The organism is Sphingomonas endolithica, assembly GCF_025231525.1.
In the GTDB taxonomy this organism is placed as follows: domain Bacteria; phylum Pseudomonadota; class Alphaproteobacteria; order Sphingomonadales; family Sphingomonadaceae; genus Sphingomonas; species Sphingomonas endolithica.
The window spans coordinates 1,268,300-1,291,707 of sequence record NZ_CP103057.1; the positions used below are offsets into that span (position 1 = coordinate 1,268,300).

General features: G+C 64.4%; 14 protein-coding genes, 1 pseudogene and 1 riboswitch. Of the genes and pseudogenes, 8 read left to right on the forward strand and 7 right to left on the reverse strand.

Annotation, left to right across the window (positions count from 1 at the left end; all coding sequences use genetic code 11):
- Positions 1–259 precede the first annotated feature (259 nt).
- The 5 genes and pseudogenes from NV382_RS06000 to NV382_RS06020 all read left to right on the forward strand — a co-directional run bounded on the left by NV382_RS06000 (position 260) and on the right by NV382_RS06020 (position 6,112).
- Positions 260–1,834, forward strand: a complete 1,575-nt coding sequence (locus tag NV382_RS06000) for a SulP family inorganic anion transporter (RefSeq protein WP_260599607.1) — start codon at positions 260–262, stop codon at positions 1,832–1,834.
- On the forward strand, positions 1,831–2,511 hold the full coding sequence (locus NV382_RS06005; RefSeq protein WP_260599608.1) for a carbonic anhydrase: 681 nt from the start codon (positions 1,831–1,833) through the stop codon (positions 2,509–2,511). The genes NV382_RS06000 and NV382_RS06005 overlap by 4 nt, the downstream gene beginning before the upstream one ends.
- A 139-nt stretch (positions 2,512–2,650) precedes the next feature.
- Positions 2,651–2,878, forward strand: a riboswitch (cobalamin riboswitch).
- A 115-nt stretch (positions 2,879–2,993) separates the two neighbouring features.
- A pseudogene (locus NV382_RS06010) lies at positions 2,994–3,890 on the forward strand (5-methyltetrahydropteroyltriglutamate--homocysteine S-methyltransferase); the annotation flags it as partial.
- 145 nt (positions 3,891–4,035) lie between these two features.
- A complete protein-coding gene (gene metE, locus NV382_RS06015; RefSeq protein WP_260599609.1) occupies positions 4,036–5,298 on the forward strand; it encodes a 5-methyltetrahydropteroyltriglutamate--homocysteine S-methyltransferase in 1,263 nt (420 codons plus the stop codon).
- 4 nt (positions 5,299–5,302) lie between these two features.
- Positions 5,303–6,112: an acyl-CoA thioesterase gene (locus NV382_RS06020; protein ID WP_260599610.1), complete on the forward strand. Its 810-nt coding sequence runs from the start codon at positions 5,303–5,305 to the stop codon at positions 6,110–6,112.
- Between the two features lie 92 nt (positions 6,113–6,204).
- Here NV382_RS06020 and NV382_RS06025 read toward each other — a convergent pair whose 3' ends face one another.
- From NV382_RS06025 to NV382_RS06055, 7 genes are all read right to left on the reverse strand, one after another.
- A complete protein-coding gene (locus NV382_RS06025; protein ID WP_260599611.1) occupies positions 6,205–6,408 on the reverse strand; it encodes a hypothetical protein in 204 nt (67 codons plus the stop codon).
- 63 nt (positions 6,409–6,471) lie between these two features.
- A complete protein-coding gene (locus NV382_RS06030; RefSeq protein WP_260599612.1) occupies positions 6,472–6,786 on the reverse strand; it encodes a hypothetical protein in 315 nt (104 codons plus the stop codon).
- A 104-nt stretch (positions 6,787–6,890) separates the two neighbouring features.
- Complete coding sequence (locus tag NV382_RS06035) at positions 6,891–7,688, reverse strand: hypothetical protein (RefSeq protein ID WP_260599613.1); 798 nt, start codon at positions 7,686–7,688, stop codon at positions 6,891–6,893.
- Positions 7,685–7,897 (reverse strand): helix-turn-helix domain-containing protein, encoded by a 213-nt coding sequence (locus tag NV382_RS06040; protein WP_260599614.1) that lies wholly within the window; start codon positions 7,895–7,897, stop codon positions 7,685–7,687. The genes NV382_RS06035 and NV382_RS06040 overlap by 4 nt, the downstream gene beginning before the upstream one ends.
- Complete coding sequence (locus tag NV382_RS06045) at positions 7,897–8,412, reverse strand: DUF2975 domain-containing protein (protein ID WP_260599615.1); 516 nt, start codon at positions 8,410–8,412, stop codon at positions 7,897–7,899. The genes NV382_RS06040 and NV382_RS06045 overlap by 1 nt, the downstream gene beginning before the upstream one ends.
- A 75-nt stretch (positions 8,413–8,487) precedes the next feature.
- Positions 8,488–10,452, reverse strand: a complete 1,965-nt coding sequence (locus NV382_RS06050; protein ID WP_260599616.1) for a CocE/NonD family hydrolase — start codon at positions 10,450–10,452, stop codon at positions 8,488–8,490.
- A 189-nt stretch (positions 10,453–10,641) separates the two neighbouring features.
- Positions 10,642–11,859 carry a hypothetical protein gene (locus NV382_RS06055; protein WP_260599617.1) on the reverse strand — a complete coding sequence of 406 codons (1,218 nt, stop codon included), beginning with the start codon at positions 11,857–11,859 and terminating at the stop codon, positions 10,642–10,644.
- Positions 11,860–12,215: 356 nt separating this feature from the next.
- Between NV382_RS06055 and rpoB the strand changes: the two genes are divergently transcribed.
- The 3 genes from rpoB (at position 12,216) to NV382_RS06070 (ending at position 23,323) form a co-directional block, all read left to right on the forward strand.
- Complete coding sequence (rpoB, locus tag NV382_RS06060) at positions 12,216–16,367, forward strand: DNA-directed RNA polymerase subunit beta (RefSeq protein WP_260599618.1); 4,152 nt, start codon at positions 12,216–12,218, stop codon at positions 16,365–16,367.
- A gap of 141 nt (positions 16,368–16,508) precedes the next feature.
- Positions 16,509–20,795, forward strand: a complete 4,287-nt coding sequence (rpoC, locus tag NV382_RS06065; protein ID WP_260599619.1) for a DNA-directed RNA polymerase subunit beta' — start codon at positions 16,509–16,511, stop codon at positions 20,793–20,795.
- Between the two features lie 272 nt (positions 20,796–21,067).
- Positions 21,068–23,323: a TonB-dependent receptor gene (locus tag NV382_RS06070; protein ID WP_260599620.1), complete on the forward strand. Its 2,256-nt coding sequence runs from the start codon at positions 21,068–21,070 to the stop codon at positions 23,321–23,323.
- Positions 23,324–23,408: the final 85 nt, after the last annotated feature.

Sequence of the window (23,408 nt, forward strand, 5' to 3'; positions counted from 1 at the left end):
GTCACGGTGCGGGCGGCTGGGGTGGAGCGGCGCGGCGGCCCGCGTGCTGCGGCTTGCGGGAACGAAGCATACCGATCGCCCCGCCCCGCTCCACCGCAGCGTCGGTGCACTCGATCTGGCCAAGCATTGTGCTGCGCCGAGATGACAGGCGTGTAACGTTTGATTGCTGCGCTGCAATAAAGGGAACAGGTTGATCGGGCTTACGTCTAGAACGGACTGGTTCGCCGCCAATTTGGCCGCCGCTGACATGAGGTCCGTCTTGCCGTTACCCTTATTGAAGACCCTGCGCGTCGACTTCCCCGCATCGATCGTCGTGTTTCTGGTTGCCCTGCCATTGTGTCTGGGCGTTGCTCTTGCCTCCGGAGCGCCGCTCTTCTCGGGCGTGATCGCCGGCATCGTCGGTGGCATCGTCGTTGGCGCCTTGTCGAAATCGCCTTTGTCGGTCAGCGGCCCCGCCGCCGGTCTGACGGTGATCGTGTTCGCCGCGATCGAGCGGCTGCCCTCGTTCGAGGCGTTCCTGCTGGCGGTGATGCTGGGCGGCATCATCCAGGTCGCGCTTGCCGCAACGCGCTCGGGCATCGCCGCCGAATTCGTCCCCTCATCGGTCATCACTGGCATGCTGGCGGCGATCGGCGTGATCCTGATCCTCAAGCAGGTGCCGCATGCGCTCGGCTACGACGGGGATTTCGAAGGCAGCTTCGAATTCCTGCAGGCGGACGGCAGCAACACCTTCTCCTCGATCATCACCGCCGTGCGGCAGCATCTCTCGGCCGGCGCGATCCTGATCGCCTTGGCCAGCCTCGCCTTCCTGTTCTGGTGGGACAAGGCCCGGCCCAAGGATGGCCCGCTGCGTTTCGTGCCGGGCCCGCTGGTCGTGGTGCTGATCGGCGTCGGCGGCAATGCGCTGCTCGGGCTGATCAAGCCCAACTGGCAGTTGCAGGCGACACACCTGGTGCAGGTACCGGTGGCCAAGAGCTTCGGCGAGTTCACCTCGTTCTTCGCCACGCCCGATTTCTCGCAGATCGGCAACGGCGCGGTGTGGACCGTCGCGCTGACGCTGGCGATCGTGGCCAGCCTCGAATCTTTGCTCAGCGTCAAGGCAGTCGACGAGCTCGATCCGCAGCGCCGCACCACGCCCAAGAATTGGGAAATGATGGCGCAGGGCGGCGGCAACATCGTCTCCGGCCTGATCGGCGGCCTGCCGATCACTTCGGTGATCGTGCGCTCCTCGGCCAATGTCGATGCCGGCGCGCAGAGCAAGAGCTCGACGATCCTGCACGGCATATGGCTGTTGCTCAGCGTCGCGTTGATCCCGTTCCTGCTCAACCTGATCCCGCTTGCCGCGCTCGCCGCCGTGCTGATCGCCACTGGCTACAAGCTGACCAAGCCGAAGCTGTTTACCGAGCGCTTCAAGCAGGGCTGGTCGCAATTCGTGCCGTTCGTGGTGACGATCGTCGCGATCCTGTTCACCGATCTGTTGATCGGCATCGTCATCGGGCTGGTCGTCGGCTTCGTCTTCGTCATCGCGCGCAATTTCCGCTCGGCCATCACCTTCGTCTGCGATGACGAGAATTGCCTGATCCGCGCGCGCCGCAACCTGTATTTCATCCACAAATACGAGCTTCAGAAGGAGCTGAACAAGGTTCCCGACAATGCCAATCTGCTGATCGATCTGTCCTCCACCAACTATGTCGATCTCGACAATGTCGACGTCATCAACGCGTTCATCAAGGGCGCCGACTATCGCGGCATCAAGGTCACGGTACGCGGCGACATCGCCGAGCGCAGCGCGCCGCTGATCAACGCACCGACTTCAGGAATCCGTTTCGCATGAAAAACTACAAGCAACTCCTGCTCGCCAACCGCGCCTGGGCGCTCGAGCTGACGGAAGAGAAAGCCGACTTCTTCGAACGCCAGACGCACGGCCAGAAGCCCGAATTCCTGTGGATCGGCTGTTCCGACAGCCGCGTCAGCCCGGAACAGATGACGATGACGCCGCCCGGCGGCATGTTCATCCATCGCAACATCGCCAACCTGGTCAATGACGACGATCTCAACCTGATGTCGGTGGTGCAATATGCCGTCACCGTGCTCGGCGTGAAGCATCTGATCGTCTGCGGCCATTATGGCTGCGGCGGGGTCAAGGCGGCGCTCGATGGCGGCACGACCGGGCCGGTCGACGACTGGCTGCAGACCGCGCGCGACGTGGCCGGCGATCATTGGGAGGAATTGGGCAACCAGACGACGCCCGAGGCCAAGCTCAACCGCTTCGTCGAGTTCAACGTGCGCGATCAGCTCGTCAATCTCGCGCGCACCGATACCGTGCAGGCGGCGTTCGCCAAGAAGCAGGATCTCTGGCTGCACGGCTGGGTCTACGACATTCGCGACGGCCGCATCAAACCGCTGATGGAGATCGATCGGGATACGACTCTGGAGGCAGTGCCCCACCCCAAGCGCGTGCTGCTGACCAACGACGAGATCAAGGGCGCGCCGCAGACGGTAGATTATTGAGGGCCCGGCGGGCCGTGTGCATAGGTGACGTGAGCATGTGAAAACGGTCGCTCATCGGCGTCTGACACGTCTCAGCTGCTGGCGAGGCCACATATAAAGATTTCTTTATATGTGGATTGACCCTCATTGCGGAAGATGGGACATAGCGGGCGTCAAGGTTCTCCGGCCGCGCAGGCGCGCCGGAGCTAAGACGGGAAGCCGGTGCGGACCTCCTTTCAGGAACACAGGTCCAAGGCCGGCGCTGCCCCCGCAACTGTAAGCGGCGAGCGGCGGTCATCGAGTGTCACTGGCGGTGCGAACCGCTGGGAAGGCCAGACCGTCGTTATGACCCGTGAGCCAGGAGACCTGCCTTCGACGCGATAACGTCCACCGGCGGGGATCCCGGGCTGGCCGCTTGCAGCCACGCGCGCGAGCCATGTTCCGGGCGTGCGCCCTGCCTGTGACCATCCGTCTTCTCCGCCTTTCATCGGGGTATGAAGACCATGACCGTCACCGTTGCCACCCTTGGCTTTCCACGCATCGGCCCGCGCCGCGAACTGAAATCGGCACTCGAACGATATTGGTCCGGCACGTCGTCCGAGACTGAATTGCTGGAGGCCGCATCCGGCCTTCGCACCGCCGCCTGGGCGCGGCAGCGCGCGCTCGGCGCCGACTGGCTGCCGTCCAACGATTTCTCGCTCTACGATCATGTGCTCGACACCAGCGTGATGCTCGGCGCGATCCCCGCGCGATACGGCGCGGCCGATGACCAGACCGACCTCGCGACCTATTTCGCGATGGCGCGCGGCACCACCGCGCAGGATGACGGTTGCGGCCATGCGCATGCCAGCCTGACGGCGTGCGAGATGACCAAATGGTTCGACACCAACTACCATTATATGGTGCCCGAACTCGCCGCCGGGCAGAAGCTGGCCCTGAACGGCGCCAAGATCGTCGACGACTATCGCGAGGCGAAGGCGCAAGGGTTCGAGACGCGCCCGGTGCTGCTCGGGCCTGTCACCTGGCTGAGCCTGGCCAAGGGGTGCGATGTCGATCCGTTCGACTTCCTGGACGAGGTGCTGAGCCTGTACGCCGTGATCCTCGGCCGTCTGGCCGCGGCCGGTGCCGAATGGGTGCAGATCGACGAGCCCGTGCTGGTCCTCGACCTCGCCGATCGGCAGCGTGATGCGCTGGCCCGCGCGTATGACACGCTGTCAGGCTCGGGCGTGAAGCTGATGCTGACCACCTATTTCGGCGGCCTGGAGGATAATCCGGAGTTCGCCGTGGCGCTTCCCGTCCACGGGCTGCACATCGATCTGGTCCGCGCCCCCGATCAGATCGACGCCGTGCTGAAGGCCGCACCGAAGACGTTGGTGCTGTCGCTCGGAATCGTCGATGGCCGCAACGTCTGGCGTGCCGATCTGGAGGCGCTGCTCGATCACCTGGCGCCGATCGCCGCCGCGCGCGACGTGATCCTCGCGCCATCCTGCTCGCTGCTGCACACGCCGGTCGATCTGGCGCTCGAAAAAGAAGCTCGAGCCGGAGGTGACGCAATGGCTCGCCTTCGCCGTTCAGAAGATCGAGGAACTATCGATCCTCAAGCGGGCATTGAACGACGGCCGCAAGACCGTCGCCGCAGAACTGGCCGCCTCGGCCCGGGCCGTCGCCAATCGCAGGACGTCCCCGCACATCCACGATGCGACAGTTGCCGCACGCCTTGCAGCGGCGTCGCCGGCGATGCGCGACCGGCGCTCGCCGTATGCCGTGCGCCAGGCGGCACAAGCCGACATGCTCGACCTGCCGGCATTCCCGACCACCACGATCGGATCCTTCCCGCAGACCAGCGCGGTTCGTCATGTGCGCGCCGAGCATGATCGCGGCAATCTCGGTGACGCTGCCTATCAGCAGTTCCTGCGCGGCGAGACCGAGCGTGCGATCCGCTGGCAGGAGGACGTCGGGCTCGACATGCTGGTCCACGGCGAGTTCGAGCGCAACGACATGGTACAGTATTTCGGCGAACGATTGTCGGGCTTCGCCTTCACCGCCGGCGGCTGGGTACAATCCTACGGCTCGCGCTGCGTCCGGCCGCCGATCCTGTTGGGTGACGTCTCGCGGCCGGCCGCGATGACCGTCGATTGGTGGCGCTATGCGCAGAGCCTGACGCGCAAGCCGGTCAAGGGGATGCTGACCGGGCCGGTGACGATCCTCAACTGGTCGTTCGTCCGTGACGATCAGCCGCGCGAGATATCGTGTCGGCAGATCGCGCTCGCGATCCGCGACGAGGTGGCCGATCTGGAAGCCGCCGGCGCACGCGCGATCCAGATCGACGAGGCGGCGCTGCGCGAAGGGCTGCCGCTGCGTAAGCGCGACTGGCAGCATTATCTCGATTGGGCGGTCGATTGCTTCCGCCTGTCGGCCGCCGGTGTGGACGACGCCACGCAGATCCATACGCACATGTGCTATTCGGAGTTCAACGACATCCTCCCCGATATCGGTGCGATGGACACCGACGTGATCTCGATCGAGACGGCGCGATCGCAGATGGAACTGCTCGAGGGGTTCGCACGCTATCACTACCCAAACGCGATCGGACCCGGCGTGTACGATATCCATGCCCCACGTGTGCCGTTGCAAGACGAGATGGTCGCACTGATGCGGCTCGCGCAGGTGCATCTTCGGCCCGAACAGCTCTGGGTGAACCCCGACTGCGGGCTGAAGACGCGCAAGTGGGACGAGGTGAAGCCCGCGATCGCGGCGATGGTCGCCGCCGCCAGGACGCTCCGCGCCGACCTGGCCGGGAGGGCCTGAACCGATGGCGACGAAGGGCGCGGCGACGGGGATCGTCCGGTTGGTCGACATGATCTTTCCCGGCGACACCAACCATCATGGCACGCTGTTCGGCGGCGTGGCGCTGGCGCACATGGACAAGGTGGCCTTTCTCGCTGCCTCGCGCCACGGCCGCGCGCCCTTCGTCACCGCATCGTGCGAACGGATCGACTTCGCCGCGCCGGCGCTCAAGGGCGAGCTGATCGAGGCGACCGGACGGATCGTCCGCATCGGCACCAGTTCGTGCGACGTCGAGGTCGATCTGGTCGCCGAGGCGTTGCTCAGCGGCGAGCGCCGCCTGTGCACGCGCGGCGTCTTCACGCTGGTCGCGGTCAAGGGCGAGACGACGAGGCTCCCGCTGCCCGCCATGCCGACGGCGACGGACACGACCGCCGATACGTCGCTGCACATGATGGACATGGTCTTCCCACCGCAGACCAACCATTACGGCACGCTGTTCGGGGGCGATGCCCTCCGCATGCTCGGCAAGGGCGCCTTCATCGCCGCGACGAGGGCCGCGCGCGCCGTGATGGTGATGGCGGCATCCGACCGCATCGACTTTCGCGCTCCCGTCCGCGAAGGTGACATGACGGAGATCATCGCTGACGTGGTGATGACCGGTAGAAGCTCGATGCGGGTCAGGGTGGCACTCTGGTCGGAAGAACTGCTGACCGGCGTTCGTCAACAAGCGGCATCGGCCGAGTTCGTGATGGTATCGGTCGATCCTGAAGGCCGCCCCAAGGCGATCGATCGCCCGCATGTTACGAGCCAGGCGCGGTTGCCATCGAACAGCTAGAACAGTGCTCCATGTTCAGTAGGCAGAGGATTGGCCTTTGAAGCCAACCACACATTTCGGCATCAACTGAAAAAGCCGTTGCGACGACAGCTTCAACCCCGATGGGCGGCGCGGTCGTCGCGCAGGCGGATCGCCGCCGTCAGCACGATCGTCGCACCGAAGAACGCCACCGCGCCCCACCAATAATAGCGGATCGGCATGAACTGCTCGATCACCATCTTGGTCAGCGAGAGCAATGATCCGAGGCTGGCCAGCAGCAGCGAAATCTTCAGCGCAAGATCAATCACCCGGTCCATCGCCAGCCCTCTCCAATATCGCGCCTCTGGCTAGATCGGAGAGCTTAACAAAGGATCAGGAACTCAGGCCGGCCACGCAAGGCCTGTAGGGCCGCACAACGGGCTGGTCGTGCAGCCTACAACGTCCGCGTCCGCGTCCGGCTCGTCTTCAACCGGCTTGTCCTGGCTTTTGACCGGACCCGGCGCACCGCTTGCCTCGACGAACGCAACGCCCGAGCTTTCCTGCACGGTCACCTTGCGGTCGCCGGCGGTGACGTCGTGCCGCAACTCAGGGTCATCGACGATCGGTGCGCCCTCACCGCGGACGCCGCCGGGCGCCGGCGTCTGGTGGTTTTCCTCGTCGGCCATGCCGTAGATGCGTGCTTCTGGTTCGCTCATGATCGTTCCTCTTGGGCGAACGGCGCCGCGGAATAAGGTCGGACCGCATCAACGGATCGCCGCGTCGAACGATCCGTCTGCCTCCCCACCGGTTGCCGAAGCGGCTAGGCCGCAAAGGGAGAGTGCGTGTCCTGCGGCACGGACGACGCGGCGGCGCGCGATCGCGCCCGATCCGCGATGTAGCGCGCGATGCGCACCTGGACCGCGGGCAGCACCATGGCCAGCGCGCCGACGACGAGCGCGTCGAGCGTGAGCAAGGCATATTGCGCCGCGGGCGGCTGACCGGCCGGCCAGCGATTGAGCATCTGGTGCAAGATGCCGAGCGGCACGCGCGTGACGAACATCAGCGGCAGCGCCCATAGATACAGCCAGCCGGTAGTCCTGGCCGAGGAGATCGGGCCGTCGCTGTCATTGCCGATCGCGGCACTGACGAACCACAGGAACAGCAAGGGTTCGAGCAGTTGCTGCCCCAGCCCCATCACCGCGCGCAAGGGCAGTACATGATCCTGCGTACCGCCCGCTGCGGCTGCGATCGGCTCGGCATAGATGATGATCGCGGCCGGGATCAGCTGAAACAGCACGACCCAGGCATACCGGCGAAACGCACGGTGCGAAGGCCGAAGTGCCGCCCGCCGGTCACCAAGGGCATAATAGCGTGTCACCAGGAAGCCGACGGCATAGAGGGTCAGCATCTTGGGCCAGCCGAACGCCATGCGGATCGGTGCCGCCGCGGCCACCTTGCGCACCGCCGGATCGAGCGAGAAGAAGCCGAGCTGCAGTTCGATCATGTGCTGCGCGAATTCGATGCCGATCATCAGCGCGACGAGCCAGGGCAGCGCGCGCGCCGCGCCCCAGCCGTCACGATACGCGCCCAGCAGATTGCTGAAGAATGCCTTGATCATTCGCTGTCCCCCTCGACGTGTAGAATGTCCCCCGGCTGGCAGTGCAGCACGGTGCAGATCGCCTCCAGCGTGGAAAATCTGATCGCGCGCGCCTTGCCGGTCTTCAGCACCGACAGGTTGGCGAGCGTGATGTCCACCGCCTGCGACAATTCGGTCAGCGTCATGCCGCGCGCGGCGAGCACGTCGTCGAGCTTGATCGTGACGGGCATCAGACGGTGAGTTCCAGCTCATCGCGCATCCGCGCACCGATCTTGAAGACGCGGGCGAGCACGAACACCATCAGTACCGCAATCCAGCCGCCGAGCGACGGCGCCCAGCCGGCGGTATCGACATGGTGCGCGGCGAGCCCCCAGCTGATCAGCCCGTACGTCACGTCGAGCAATTGGATCGCCAGCAGCGCCCAGCCGACCGCCTGCAACCGCCCGGCGTTCCGCGCGACGAACGGATCGCCGCTCTGCGCGGTCGCGACGATCGCGCGCAGCCGGGTGAGCACGACGTGCACCGGCGGGCCGACGAGCAGTCCCAGGACGCACATGAAGCGCAGCACGATTAGGATCGGCAGGACCGGCTGCGTCGTGTATTTGGCCGCAAGATGCGCCAGGATCACCGGCGCGAAGGGAAAGGACAGCAGGAGCGCGACGGCAAAGCCGACCACGCACATCCAGTTGAGGATGTTGGTCACTTTGAGAACCGTGGCGCCGATGCCCAGTAGACGATCGTTCATGCGCGACTCCTTATCGATAAACGATATTACCGTTTATCGATAAGGTCAATCGCGTCTTGCGTTGGTAGCCGCTGGCTATTTCGCCATTGCCGCGCTCTGGTCGACCGCCACTACCGGCAGCCACACCGCACTTGCCTGCGCCCCGCCGCGTTCGATCGTCACGGTAGCCTTCTGGTAATCGCTCTTCTTGGCGAGGAAGATGTTGGGGACGTATTTCTGCGGGTTGCGATCATAGAGCGGGAATTGCGAGGACTGGACCTGCACCATGATGCGGTGGCCCGGCTGGAAGACGTGGTTCACCGTCGGCAGGCGGAATTTGTAGCGCTGCACCTTGTTGGCCGGGATCGCGCTCGGGTGCGCGAAGCTGTCGCGGTAGCGGCCGCGGAAGATGTCCATGCTGATCGCCAGTTGATAGCCGCCCATCTTGGCGTCGCTGGCCACTTCGCCGGGATAGACGTCGATCACCTTGACGACGAAGTCGCCGTCGGTGCCGGTGGTCTTGGCGAAGATGTCGGCGATCGGGGCACCGGACACGCGCACCGCCTGGGTCAGCGCAGGCGTTTCATAGGTCATCACATCCGGCCGGCCATCGACGCCGCGCTGGTCGCTGACCAGCCAGTCGCCCCAGCGGCCGTCATCGAAGTTCACCGGGCGCGGCAAATGCGGCACGGGCTTGGACGGATCGGAGACGTAGCTGTCGCCCCCTGCCCCGTCGCGCTCGAAGCCGAGCCCGCCGCTGGCCTGCAGATAGATCGGTTTCAGCGGCGACGCGCAGCCCGTTTCACAAGCCAGCGGCCAGGAGGCGAACTTGTCCCAATGGTTCTCGCCGGTATTGTAGATCGTCGCGGCAGGCATCGTTACGGCCGGGCCGTCCTTCAAATATTGGTTGAACAGCGGCAGCACCATTTCCTCGCGGAATTGCTGTGCGGTGTCGCCGCGCCACTGGAACGGCCCCAGGCTGCTTCCCGTGCGATTGACCTGGCTGTGCCGCCATGGGCCCATGACGAGGAAGTTGTTGCCGGTCTTGCCCTTGGCCTTCAGCGCTTCCCACGAATGGATCGCGCCGTACATGTCCTCCTGGTCCCACAGGCCCTGTTCCCAGATCGTCGGCACGTTGGACGGGTTGGCGGCGAGCAATTTGTCGAGCGCCTGGCCCTGCCAGAATTCGTCATAGGCGGGGTGCGCGGTCATCTTCTGCCAGTACGGCAATTGCGCATAGCCGGACTTCGCCGCCCAATCGCCGGCCGAGCCCACGTCGCGGAAGTTGACGTAATCGTCATAACCGCCGGTCGGCGGTGCTTTGCCCGCGCCCTTATAGCCGGTCTGGCTGCCGAGCCAGGCGATGTTGGCCAAGCGGAACGCGCCGTTGTGGAACCAGTCGTCGCCCATCCAGCCGTCGATCATCGGGCTTTCGGGTGCTGCGACCTTGAGCGCGGGATGTGGGTTGAGCAGCGCCATGACGACGGTGAAGCCTTCATAGGACGATCCGATCATGCCGACGCGGCCGTTGCTCTCGGGCAGATGCGCCTTGTTCACCAGCCAGTCGATCGTGTCATAGGCGTCGGTGACGTGATCGACCTTGGTCCTGTTGAGCGGACCGATCACTGGGCGGGTGACGATGTAATCCCCTTCCGAGCCGTATTTGCCGCGAATGTCCTGGTAGACGCGGATATATCCCGCCTTCACGAACATCTCGTCGGCGAGCGGCAGCGTGGAGAGCAGGGCCGAGCTGGTCTGGCGCTTGGCGCGGCTGCCGGCGTCGTACGGCGTGCGCGTCAGCACGATCGGCGCGTTCACCGCATTCTTGGCGACCATGATGACGGTGAACAGCTTGGTGCCATCGCGCATCGGGATCATCACTTCGCGCCGCTCGTAGTCATTGGCGGTGTTCGGCGGGGTGAACTTGGCGGGGATGTCGCCGGCAGGCGGGGTCGCGGCGGAAGCGGCGACCTCGGCGGGCGTGCTGCGGGTCGGATCCTGCTGCGCCGTGGCGGCGGTGGCAAGGCCGGCACAGGCGAGGATGGCGAGCGTGATCTTCATGGCGGCGAACTCCTGAATATTACCGCTGCATTGCGCGGACCGCGGGGAAGATCAACCGGGTGGAGGGATTAGAAAGGCTGTCTAAGCGTTTGATTCGACCCACCCCCACCGTTCGTGTCGAGCGAAGTCGAGACACCACCCGCAGGTTTCTCGACTTCACTAGACACGAACGGTCCGGGATTTCGCAGATCAGCGGGCGATCGCCAGATGATGCGGGCGCTGACCGACGCGGTCGAACATGCGCGGCGGCGTATCCAGGCGGAACGGCTGCATCTTGCCGCCATCGGCGCGCTCGATGCCGATCACCCAGGCATTGGCGGATTGGCCGCTTGCGCCGCCTTCCCAGCCGTACAGCACGTTCAGCGCGAACAGCGGCACGAACAAGGGCCGGTCCTGAACGGAGAACACGTTCAGCGTGTCGCGCGGGCGCATCGCCATGCCGCTCAGCGATATCTGCTGCCCCGGCGCCAGGACGAACGGCGCGACCAGCGGGCGGCCGATCGGTGCGGCGAAGAAGCCGCTGAGCACCGCATCCTGATCGGCCGCAGCGCTGATCAGGCCGAGATCGACGCGGATGTCGGTCGCCGTCGCCTCCCCGGCGTTGCGCACGGTGACCTCGTAATCGACCGCGGCGCTGGTCAGGTTGGTGCCGGCGCGGACCGGGCGCAGGTCAAGCTCGATCTGCGCGCGCGCCGTGCTCGCTGGGCTGGCCGCGGGGCGCAGGAACGAGGGTGCCGGCGAGGCCGGCAGCGGCGGCGCAGGCACATCCGGCGCAGCGGGCGTTGATAGCGCCGGGATCGGCAGGTCGGCAGGCGGCGCCTCCGGCAGCGCCGGCGCGTCTGGCGTCGCGACCTCGACCGAAATTTCCTCGTGATCCCATTGGTCCGTGCGCCGGCGGCGGCGACGGAACAGGGCCAGCCCCACCAGCGCAAGCGCCGCCAGAACGACGAGCGCAATGACCGCAGGTATGCGCGATCCGCCGGCATCGGCACCGCTATCCGCGACAGGCGCCACGGGCACCACCGGGGTGGCAGCCGGCAGCGGCACGTCTTCCAGAGGTACCGACGGCGTGGACGACGGCGTAGGCGTTGGCGTCGGCACAGCCAAAACCGCCGGCAGATCACGCTTGGCTGGCGGTGCGGAGGTGGGCACCGGAGTCGGCGTCGCCCGGCGGACCGGCGCGACGGGCGTTGCCGTCGGCACGGGCGCCGGCGTCGGGACGCGCGTCGGTGCCGGTGTGGGCACGGGCGTCGGCGTCGGCGTGGTCGATGGCGACGCGGGCAGCTGGAAATCCTCCAGCCCCGGCACGAGCGGTGGCGTCTGGACGTTCTGCGCGAGCGCCGCTCCCTCGACGAAGAGCAGCGACAGCGCGGCGAGGCGCACGAATTTTGCGGTAGGGGAAATCACAGCGGCGCCTTAGGTCAGTTTGTCCGACCGCCATAGGACCGCGTTGCCCGACGCGGCAAGACGAGAGCGCGAGGCGACGAGTGGCGCCTCACGCTCCGCGGCATCGCTGGCCGTCCGTGTTTGACAGAATCCAACACGTTCCCTATATCCGCCTCTCACCGCAATCTTCGGGAAATGACGTGCCGTCGCGCAGCATGTCGATCGTATTGGAGATCGTGGTTCCAGAGACGCCGACAAGCTGCTGTTATCCGAGAAGGACGACAAGCGGCTTTTTGGCGTCTTTCTGCGTGCCCGCCCGGGCGTTTCCGGGCACTTAATTCGGCCCGCAAGGGCCAAGACCGAGGGCGAAAGACCACATGGCATCCAAGGCATATGACGGCGGCACGCTGAAGCGTCGCATCCGCAAGGTGTTCGGCAACATCCACGAAGTCGTGCAGATGCCGAACCTGATCGAGGTTCAGCGCGAGTCGTACGAGCAGTTCCTACGCTCCGACCCGTCGATCGGCTATGTCTCGGGCCTCGAGAAGACGTTGCGCTCGGTGTTCCCGATCCGCGACTTCGCCGGCACGGCCGAGCTCGACTTTGTCAATTACGAGCTCGAGCCGCCGAAGTTCGATACCGACGAATGCCGCCAGCGCGGCATCACCTATGCAGCACCAATGCGCGTTACGCTGCGCCTGATCGTGTTCGAGGTGGACGCCGATACCGATGCCCGCTCGGTGCTCGATATCAAGGAGCAGGACGTCTATATGGGCGACATGCCCCTGATGACGGGCAACGGCACCTTCATCATCAACGGCACGGAACGCGTGATCGTCAGCCAGATGCACCGGTCGCCGGGCGTCCTGTTCGATCATGACCGCGGCAAGACCCATGCCTCGGGCAAGTATCTGTTCGCCGCCCGCGTCATCCCGTATCGCGGTTCGTGGCTCGATTTCGAATTCGACGCCAAGGACATCGTCAACGTCCGCATCGATCGCAAGCGCAAGCTGCCGGTCACGGCGCTGCTTTACGCGCTCGGCATGACCAGCGAGGAAATCCTCAACCACTTCTACAACCGCGTGACCTTCGTCCGCGGCCAGGGTGGCTGGATCATCCCGTTCCAGGCCGAGAACTGGCGCGGCCAGAAGCCGATGTTCGACATCATCGATGCGAAGACCGGCGAAGTCGTGTTCCCATCGGGCCAGAAGATTTCCCCGCGCGCGGCGAACAAGTCGGCCAAGGACGGCCTCACCGACCTGCTGATCCCGACCGAAGAGATCTTCGGCCGCTACAGCGCCTATGACCTGATCAACGAAGCGACCGGCCAGATCTATATCGAGGCTGGCGACGAAGTGTCGGCCGAGAATCTCGAACTGCTCGATTCCGCCGGGATCGACCGGATCGAATTGCTCGACATCGATCACATCGCGACCGGTCCGTGGATCCGCAACACGCTCAAGGTCGACAAGGCCGAGGAGCGCGAGCAGGCTCTGTCCGACATCTACCGCGTCATGCGCCCGGGCGAGCCGCCCACGCTGGAGACGGCAGAGTCGCTATTCAGCGGCCTGTTCTTCGATCCCGACCGCTACGATTTGTCGGCCGTCGGTCGCGTCAAGCTCAACATGCGTCTCGACCTCGATGCCGAGGACACCGTCACGACGCTGCGCAGCGAGGACATCCTCGCCGTGATCAAGACGCTCGTCGATCTGAAGGACGGCAAGGGCGATATCGACGATATCGACAACCTTGGTAACCGTCGTGTCCGTTCGGTCGGCGAATTGCTCGAGAACCAGTATCGCGTCGGCCTGCTCCGCATGGAGCGTGCCGTGAAGGAGCGCATGTCGTCGGTCGACGTGTCGACCGTCATGCCGAACGACCTGATCAACGCCAAGCCGGCGGTTGCGGCGGTGCGCGAATTCTTCGGTTCGTCGCAGCTGTCGCAGTTCATGGATCAGACCAACCCGCTGTCGGAAGTCACTCACAAGCGCCGCGTGTCGGCACTTGGGCCAGGTGGTCTGACGCGTGAGCGCGCCGGCTTCGAAGTCCGCGACGTTCACCCGACGCATTACGGCCGCATCTGCCCGATCGAGACGCCGGAAGGCCCGAACATCGGTCTGATCAACTCGCTCGCCTCGTTCAGCCGCGTCAACAAGTATGGCTTCATCGAGACGCCATACCGCAAAGTCATCGACCACAAGGTCACCGACGACGTCGTCTATCTGTCGGCAATGGAGGAGGCCAAGCACACGATCGCGCAGGCCAATGCCGAGCTGAACACCGATAACGGCTTCACCGAGGAACTGGTCTCGTCGCGTCAGGCGGGCGAATTCCTGATGGCGATCCCTGACAACATCACGCTGATGGACGTCAGCCCCAAGCAGCTCGTCTCGGTCGCGGCATCGCTCATTCCGTTCCTGGAAAACGATGACGCCAACCGCGCGCTGATGGGCTCGAACATGCAGCGCCAGGCCGTGCCGTTGGTACAGGCCGAGGCGCCGTTCGTCGGCACCGGCATGGAAGAGACCGTGGCCCGCGATTCGGGTGCAGCGATCTCGGCCAAGCGGGCGGGTATCGTCGACCAGGTCGATGCGGCACGTATCGTCATCCGGGCAACGGGCGACGTGGAAGCGGGCCGCTCGGGCGTCGACATCTACACGCTGATGAAGTTCCAGCGCTCGAACCAGAACACCTGCATCAACCAGCGTCCGCTGGTGAAGGTGGGCGACGTGATCAACGCCGGCGACGTGCTGGCCGACGGCCCGTCGACCGAGTTCGGCGAGCTCGCGCTGGGCCGCAACAGCCTCGTCGCGTTCATGCCGTGGAACGGGTATAATTACGAGGATTCGATCCTCATCTCCGAGCGTATCGTGAAGGACGACGTCTTCACCTCGATCCATATCGAGGAATTCGAAGTCATGGCGCGTGACACCAAGCTCGGGCCGGAGGACATTACGCGCGATATCCCGAACGTCGGCGAGGAGGCCCTGCGCAACCTCGACGAAGCGGGCATCGTGTATATCGGTGCCGAGGTTGAGCCGGGCGATATTCTCGCCGGCAAGATCACGCCGAAGGGCGAAAGCCCGATGACGCCGGAAGAGAAGCTGCTCCGCGCGATTTTCGGTGAAAAGGCATCGGACGTGCGCGATACGTCGCTGCGCCTGCCGCCGGGCGTTGCCGGTACGGTCGTCGAGGTCCGGGTGTTCAATCGCCACGGCATCGACAAGGACGAGCGCGCGATGGCGATCGAGCGCGAGGAGATCGAGCGGTTGAAGAAGGATTCGGACGACGAGCGTTCGATCCTCAACCGTGCGACCTGGTCGCGTCTGCGCGAGATGCTGGTCGGCCAGACCTCGACCTCCGTGCCCAAGGGCCTGAAGAAGGGTTCGGTCATCGATCAGGACCTGCTCGACAGCGTCGATCGTCACGAATGGTGGAAGTTCTCGGTTGCCGACGACAAGGCGCAGAGCGATCTCGAAGCGGTCAAGGTTCAGTATGACGATGCCGTCAAGGTGATCGTCGACAAGTTCCAGGATCGTCGCGACAAGCTCGAGCGTGGCGACGAACTGCCGCCAGGCGTGCTGAAGATGGTCAAGGTATTCGTCGCGGTGAAGCGCAAGCTGCAGCCGGGCGACAAGATGGCCGGCCGTCACGGCAACAAGGGCGTCATCTCGCGCATCCTGCCGGCGGAGGACATGCCGTTCCTCGCCGATGGGACGCCGGTGGATATCGTGCTCAACCCGCTGGGCGTGCCTTCACGCATGAACGTCGGGCAGATCTTCGAGACGCATCTCGGCTGGGCGGCGCGCAATCTGGGTCAGCAGATCCATACCGCGCTCGAAGATTGGCGCGATGCCAATCCCAATCCGGAAAGCGGCGCGATGCCGGATGCGGTCAAGTCGCGTCTGCTGGAAGTATATGGCGATCATTATGCCGCGGAGATCGAGGCACGCAGCCCCGAGCAGATCATCGAGCTGGCGAGCAACCTGAAGACCGGCGTGCCGATGGGCACCCCCGTGTTCGACGGTGCGCGCGAGGCCGATGTGTCCGACATGCTCAGCCTTGCCGGGCTGCACACGTCGGGTCAGTCGGAGCTGTTCGACGGACGCACGGGCGACATGTTCGATCGCAAGGTGACCGTGGGCATCATCTACATGCTCAAGCTCCACCATCTGGTCGACGACAAGATCCACGCTCGGTCGATCGGGCCGTACTCGCTGGTCACGCAGCAGCCGCTGGGTGGTAAGGCGCAGTTCGGCGGGCAGCGCTTCGGCGAGATGGAGGTCTGGGCACTCCAGGCCTATGGCGCGGCGTATACCTTGCAGGAGATGCTGACGGTGAAGTCGGACGACGTGGTCGGCCGCACCAAGGTCTACGAGGCGATCGTCAAGGGCGACGACACGTTCGAGGCGGGCATTCCGGAGAGCTTCAACGTGCTCGTCAAGGAAATGCGCTCGCTGGGCCTGAACGTGGAACTGACCACCGAGGAACAGTTCGACACCGACGGCGTCGCGATCGCGGCGGAGTAACTTGCTTCTCCCTCTCCCCGCTTGCGGGGAGAGGGTCGGGGAGAGGGGCAGTAGCCGGGCTTAGCGCTCGTGACTACCCCTCTCCCAACCCTCTCCCCGATGGGGAGAGGGCTTTAGATTTCGAGGAAGGGTCCCTTACCCATGAACGAACTGACCAACTTCGCCAATCCGGTCGTCAAGGCCGAGACTTTCGACCAGATCCAGATCGGCATCGCCTCCCCGGACAAGATCCGTTCGTGGTCGTTCGGCGAGATCAAGAAGCCGGAAACCATCAACTATCGCACGTTCAAGCCCGAGCGTGACGGCCTGTTCTGCGCGCGCATCTTCGGTCCGATCAAGGATTACGAGTGCCTGTGCGGCAAGTACAAGCGCATGAAGTACAAGGGCATCGTCTGCGAGAAGTGCGGCGTCGAGGTTACCGTCTCGAAGGTCCGCCGCGAGCGGATGGGCCATATCGAGCTCGCCGCCCCGGTCGCGCACATCTGGTTCCTGAAGTCGCTGCCGTCGCGCATCGGCCTGCTGCTCGACATGCAGCTCAAGCAGCTCGAGCGCGTGCTGTATTTCGAGGCGTATATCGTGATCGAGCCGGGCATCACCCCGCTCGAAAAGTACCAGCTGATGACCGAGGACGAGCTGCTCGACGCGCAGGACGAATATGGTGAGGACGCCTTCACCGCCGGGATCGGCGCTGAAGCCGTGCGCATCATGCTGCAGGACCTGGACCTCGAGGGCGAGCGCAAGGAGCTGCTAGAAGAACTGGCGGTCACCAAGTCCGAGCTGAAGCCCAAGAAGATCATCAAGCGTTTGAAGGTCGTCGAATCGTTCATCGATTCGGGCAACAAGCCCGAGTGGATGATCCTCGAAGTCGTGCCGGTCATCCCGCCGGAACTGCGCCCGCTGGTGCCGCTGGACGGTGGTCGTTTTGCGACGTCGGATCTGAACGACCTGTATCGCCGCGTAATCAACCGCAACAACCGCTTGAAGCGCCTGATGGAGCTGCGTGCGCCGGACATCATCGTCCGCAACGAGAAGCGCATGCTGCAGGAGGCCGTCGACGCACTGTTCGACAATGGTCGCCGCGGTCGCACGATCACCGGCGCCAACAAGCGTCCGCTCAAATCGCTGTCCGACATGCTCAAGGGCAAGCAGGGCCGCTTCCGCCAGAACCTGCTCGGCAAGCGCGTCGACTATTCGGGTCGTTCGGTCATCGTGACAGGTCCTGAGCTCAAGCTGCACCAGTGCGGTCTGCCGAAGAAGATGGCGCTCGAGCTGTTCAAGCCGTTCATCTACGCGCGCCTCGACGCCAAGGGCCTCAGCATGACGCTGAAGCAGGCGAAGAAGTGGGTCGAGAAGGAGCGCAAGGAAGTCTGGGACATCCTGGACGAGGTGATCCGCGAGCATCCGGTCATGCTGAACCGCGCGCCGACGCTTCACCGTCTGGGCATCCAGGCGTTCGAGCCGGTACTCATCGAGGGCAAGGCGATCCAGCTGCACCCGCTCGTCTGCTCGGCATTCAACGCCGATTTCGACGGCGATCAGATGGCCGTCCACGTTCCGCTGAGCCTCGAGGCACAGCTCGAAGCACGCGTCCTGATGATGTCGACCAACAACATCCTGTCGCCTGCCAACGGCAAGCCGATCATCGTGCCGTCGCAGGACATGGTGCTGGGGCTCTATTATCTGTCGATGCTGAAGGAAGGCGAGCCTGGCGAAGGCATGATGATCTCCAACATGGCGGAGGTTCATCACGCGCTCGAAGCCGGTGCCGTGACGCTGCACACCAAGATCATCAGCCGCGTTCCGCAGGTCGATGCCGACGGCAAGAGCATCATGAAGCGTTACGAGACGACGCCGGGCCGCATGCTGCTGGGCGAGACGCTGCCGCAGGCGCACAAGGTGCCGTTCGACACCGTCAATCGCCTGCTGACCAAGAAGGACGTCGGCGACGTGATCGACGAGGTCTATCGTCACACCGGTCAGAAGGACACCGTGCTGTTCGCCGACGCGATCATGTCGCTGGGCTTCAAGCACGCGTTCAAGGCGGGCATCTCGTTCGGCAAGGACGACATGATCATCCCGGACGCGAAGGTGCCGCTGGTCGACGAAACGCGCGACCAGGTGAAGGACTATGAGCAGCAGTATCAGGACGGCCTGATCACGCAGCAGGAGAAGTACAACAAGGTGATCGACGCCTGGAGCCGTTGCGGCGACCAGGTGGCCAACGCCATGATGGACGAGATCAAGGCTGTTAAGAAGTACGAGGACGGCCCCGACAAGGGTCGCGAGAAGCCGATCAACTCGATCTACATGATGGCGCACTCCGGTGCCCGTGGCTCGCAGGCGCAGATCAAGCAGCTTGCCGGCATGCGCGGCCTGATGGCCAAGCCATCGGGTGAGATCATCGAGACGCCGATCATCTCGAACTTCAAGGAAGGCCTGACCGTCCTCGAATACTTCAACTCCACCCACGGCGCCCGTAAGGGTCTGGCGGATACGGCGTTGAAGACGGCGAACTCGGGCTACCTGACCCGTCGTCTGGTCGATGTGTCGCAGGATTGCGTCATCATCGAGCTGGACTGCGGTACCGAGCGGGCGCTGGAAATGCGTGCGATCGTGCAGGGCGGTTCGACCATCGCCTCGCTCGGCGAGCGCATCCTGGGCCGCACCACGGCCGAAGACATCATCGATCCGAAGACCAATGCGGTGGTCATCCCGAAGGGCACGCTGCTCGACGAACCGATGATCACGCAGATCGAAGCGCTGGGCACCCAGTCGTGCAAGATCCGCAGCCCGCTGGTGTGCGAGACGAAGATCGGCGTGTGCGGCAAGTGCTACGGGCGCGATCTCGCCCGCGGTACGCCGGTGAACATCGGTGAAGCTGTCGGCGTCATCGCCGCTCAGTCGATCGGCGAGCCGGGCACGCAGCTGACCATGCGTACGTTCCACATCGGTGGTGCGGCGCAGCTCAACGAAACGTCCAACCTGGAGGCAGTGGCCGACGGCACTATGGAATATCGTGACCTGCGCACCATCACCGACCAGCGTGGCCGCCGCGTCGTGCTGAGCCGTTCGGGCGAAGTCGCGATCGTCGACATGGATGGCCGCGAGCGTGCGGTGCATCGCATCCCGTACGGCGCCTACGTGCTGTTCGACGATGGTCACATCGTGTCGAAGGGCGACCGGATGGCCGAATGGGATCCGTTCACCATGCCGGTGATCACGGAAAACCCGGGCGTCGTGAAGTATGTCGATCTGGTCGAGGGCAAGACGCTCACCGAGCAGGCCGACGAAGCGACCGGCATCTCGCAGCGTGTCGTGACCGAAAACCGCGGCATCGCCAGCAAGAAGGAGGATCTGCGTCCGCGCCTGACCCTCACCGGCGAAAGCGCCGAGGAGGCTGGTCGTTACATGCTTGTGCCGGGTGCGACCTTGTCGGTCGAGGATGGTGCGACGGTCCAGGGCGGCGACGTTCTCGCACGTGTCAGCCGCGAGAGCGCCAAGACGCGCGACATCACCGGTGGTCTGCCGCGGGTGGCCGAGCTGTTCGAAGCGCGCAAGCCGAAGGAAAATGCGATCATCGCGAAGGTCTCGGGCCGTGTCGTGTTCGGCAAGGACTATAAGGCCAAGCGCAAGATCGGCATTCAGCCGGAGGATGGCAGCGAGGTCGTCGAGTATCTGGTGCCCAAGTCGAAGGTCATCGACGTGCAGGAAGGCGATTACGTCAAGCGCGGCGACAATCTGATCGGCGGCAGCCCCGATCCGCATGATATTCTCGAAGTGCTCGGCATCGAGCCCTTGGCCGAATATCTCGTGTCGGAAATCCAGGAAGTGTATCGTCTGCAGGGCGTGAAGATCAACGACAAGCACATCGAAACGATCGTTCGCCAGATGCTGCAGAAGGTCGAGATCACCGATGGCGGCGACACCACGCTGCTGGCGGGCGAGCAGGTCGATCGCGACGAGATGGACGATTTCAACTCGAAGCTCGACAAGAAGCAGGTCAAGGCACAGGGCAAGCCCGTCCTGCTCGGCATCACCAAGGCGTCGCTGCAGACCCGCAGCTTCATCTCGGCGGCGTCGTTCCAGGAGACCACCCGCGTCCTCACCGAGGCTTCGGTGCAGGGCAAGAAGGACACGCTGACCGGCCTCAAGGAGAACGTGATCGTCGGCCGTCTCATCCCCGCCGGTACCGGCGCGGGCATGAACCGGATGCGCATCGCCGCCTCCAGCCGCGACGCTTCCTTGCGCGTCTCGCAGCGCCGGATGGCCGAAGTCTCGATCGCGATGGCCAATTCAGCCGCGGAAGAGCGTGCGGCCGAAAAGCTGCGCAACGTGGCCGACGATACGGGTGACGATGCGCTGGGCGAGGTGATCACCAGCGGCACCGGCACCGATGCGGATGCCGGCGAGTACCTGATCAAGGAGTGATCGGGGCGCTCCGCCGAGCGACCGTATGCCGAAAAGAGCCGCCGTCCGGGATGTCCCGGGCGGCGGCTTTTTTGTGGCGCCTCCCCTGCCCTCCGCCGGAGAACGGTACAAACAGATAGGGGTGCGGTATTGCGGCAACGGTCCCGGCCCAACCGTCACACCCCAGCAACACTGGGCTTGATGCATATTGCAGTGATGTTACGGGGCAGTCGAACCCGGGGACACGCCGGGATCGCCGGGATGGGATGCAGCCTAGATATTGGGGGATATCCATGAACTTCGCCGCCGCCACGCTTCGCCTCGCCGCCACTGCCTCGCTGCTGGCCATCGCCGCCCCCGCCTTTGCGCAGGATCAGACCGAGCCCGCGGCCGAGGATCAGGGTCTGGGCGACATCGTCGTCACCGCCACCCGGCGCGAGGAGCAGAGCCGCAACGTGCCGGTCGCGGTCAGCGTGATCTCCGGCGAAAAGCTCGACGTGCTCAATTCCAGCGGCCTGGATATCCGCTTCCTCTCCTCGCGCACGCCGTCGCTGCAGATCGAATCCTCTTTCGGGCGCACCTTCCCGCGCTTCTATATCCGCGGCCTCGGCAACACCGATTTCGATCCCAATGCCGCCCAGCCGGTCTCCGTCGTCTATGACGATGTCGCGCTGGAGAACCCGATGCTGAAATCGTTCCCGGTGTTCGATCTGGCGAGCGTTCAGGTGCTGCGCGGGCCGCAGGGCACGTTGTTCGGCCGCAACACGCCGGCCGGTGTCGTGAAGCTCGATTCCGCCAAGCCCGATGCAGACCGGTCCAGCATGCAGGGCAGCATCTCGCTCGGCACGTACAACACGCTGAACACCGATGTCGCGGCCAACGTGCCGCTCGGCGGCGGCTTTGCGCTGCGCGTCTCGGGGCTGGTGCAATATCGCGACAATTGGGTGACCAACACCAACACCAACACCACCGGCCTCGCCGACCGCAAGCTGGAGGGCTATAGCGACAAGGCCGGCCGCGTGCAGCTGGGCTACAGCTCGGCCGATTTCAACGCGATCCTCAACGTCCATGGCCGCGATCTCGAAACCTCGCCGCGCACGTTCCGCGCCGGTCTGTTCGCGCAAGGCAGCAACAGGTTCGTCCCCGCCTTCGACAAGGACCGCGTGTCGCTCGATGGCCTGACCAGCCAGACGCTCAGCCAATGGGGCACCAACCTGCGGTTGGATTACCATGTCGATGGCGTCGGCACCTTCTACTCGGTCACCGGCTATGAGCGCGCCAAGGTGCAGAGCACCGGCGATATCGATGGCGGCGACACCTATACGTTCAACTTCGGCGGCACGTATCAGGTACCGGCGACCCCGCTCAACGTCGGCAAGTTCGCGTCCAACACCGGCGGCCTGACCAAGCCCAAGGAGTTCAGCCAGGAACTGCGCTTCGCCACCGACGATCTCAGCGGGCTGCGGCTGCAGGGCGGCCTATATTATTTCCACCAGGATCTGGATTACACCGAGACCTCATTTGCCGGCACCACGGTATCGACGCAGAATGTCGTCCACACCAACACCAACGAGAATATCGGCGTGTTCGGCTCGGCCGAATATCGCGCCAGCGACGCGCTGACGCTGCGCGCGGGCGTGCGCTACAGCCATGACAAGAAGCGCGATATCATCAGCGGCTTCACGCCCGATATCACCGCCGGCCTCGTCCTGCCGCTCGAAGCGCGGACCAAGGGCAGCAACGTCTCCTGGGATGCCAGCGCGACCTACAAGCTGACCGACCAAGTCAATTTCTACGCCCGCGCCGCGACCGGCTATCTGCCCGCCGCGATCCAGGATCGCATCACCTTCGGCAGCGTGCAGACGATCGCCAACAAGCAGACGACCTTCTCGGGCGAGGCCGGCTTCAAGGGCGGCAATGCCAGCCGCACGCTGCAGTTCGATCTGGCCGGCTATTGGTGGCGCACCAAGGATCTGCAGCTGACCGCGGTCGGCGGCGTCAGCAATTCCGCCCGACTGCTCAATGCCGACCACGCCGTCGGTTATGGCGTCGAGGCGACGGTCGAGGCGCGGCCGATCCCGGCGCTGACGCTGACCGCGGGCGGCAGCTACAACTTTACCGAAATTCGCGATCCCTCGATCAGTGTCGGCTTCTGCGGATCGCTGCAATGCACGGTGACCGATCCGATCGTGAACGGGCTGGCCGTGATCGACGGCAACGATCTGCCCCAGGCGCCGCGCTTCGTCGCCAACGTCACCGCGCGCTACGGCGTGCCGGTCGGCGATGGCGAACTGTTCGTGTTCACCGACTGGGCGTATCGTAGCAAGATCAATTACTTCCTGTACGAGGCCAAGGAATTCCGCGGCCGCGCGCTGACCGAGGGCGGGCTCAAGATTGGTTACGCCATGAACAGCGGGCTGGAGGTAGCCGCCTTTGCGCGCAACATCACCAACCAGATCCGTGCCGTCAGTGCGATCGACTTCAACAACCTGACCGGCATGATCAACGAGCCACGGATCATCGGGGGCGAGTTGCGCTTCAAGTTCTGATCCTGATCGCGGACTGAAAGCGCCGCCGGTGGGAATGACCCGCCGGCGGTTTTTCATTGTGCGGCTGCCGACGCCGGCTAGTCTC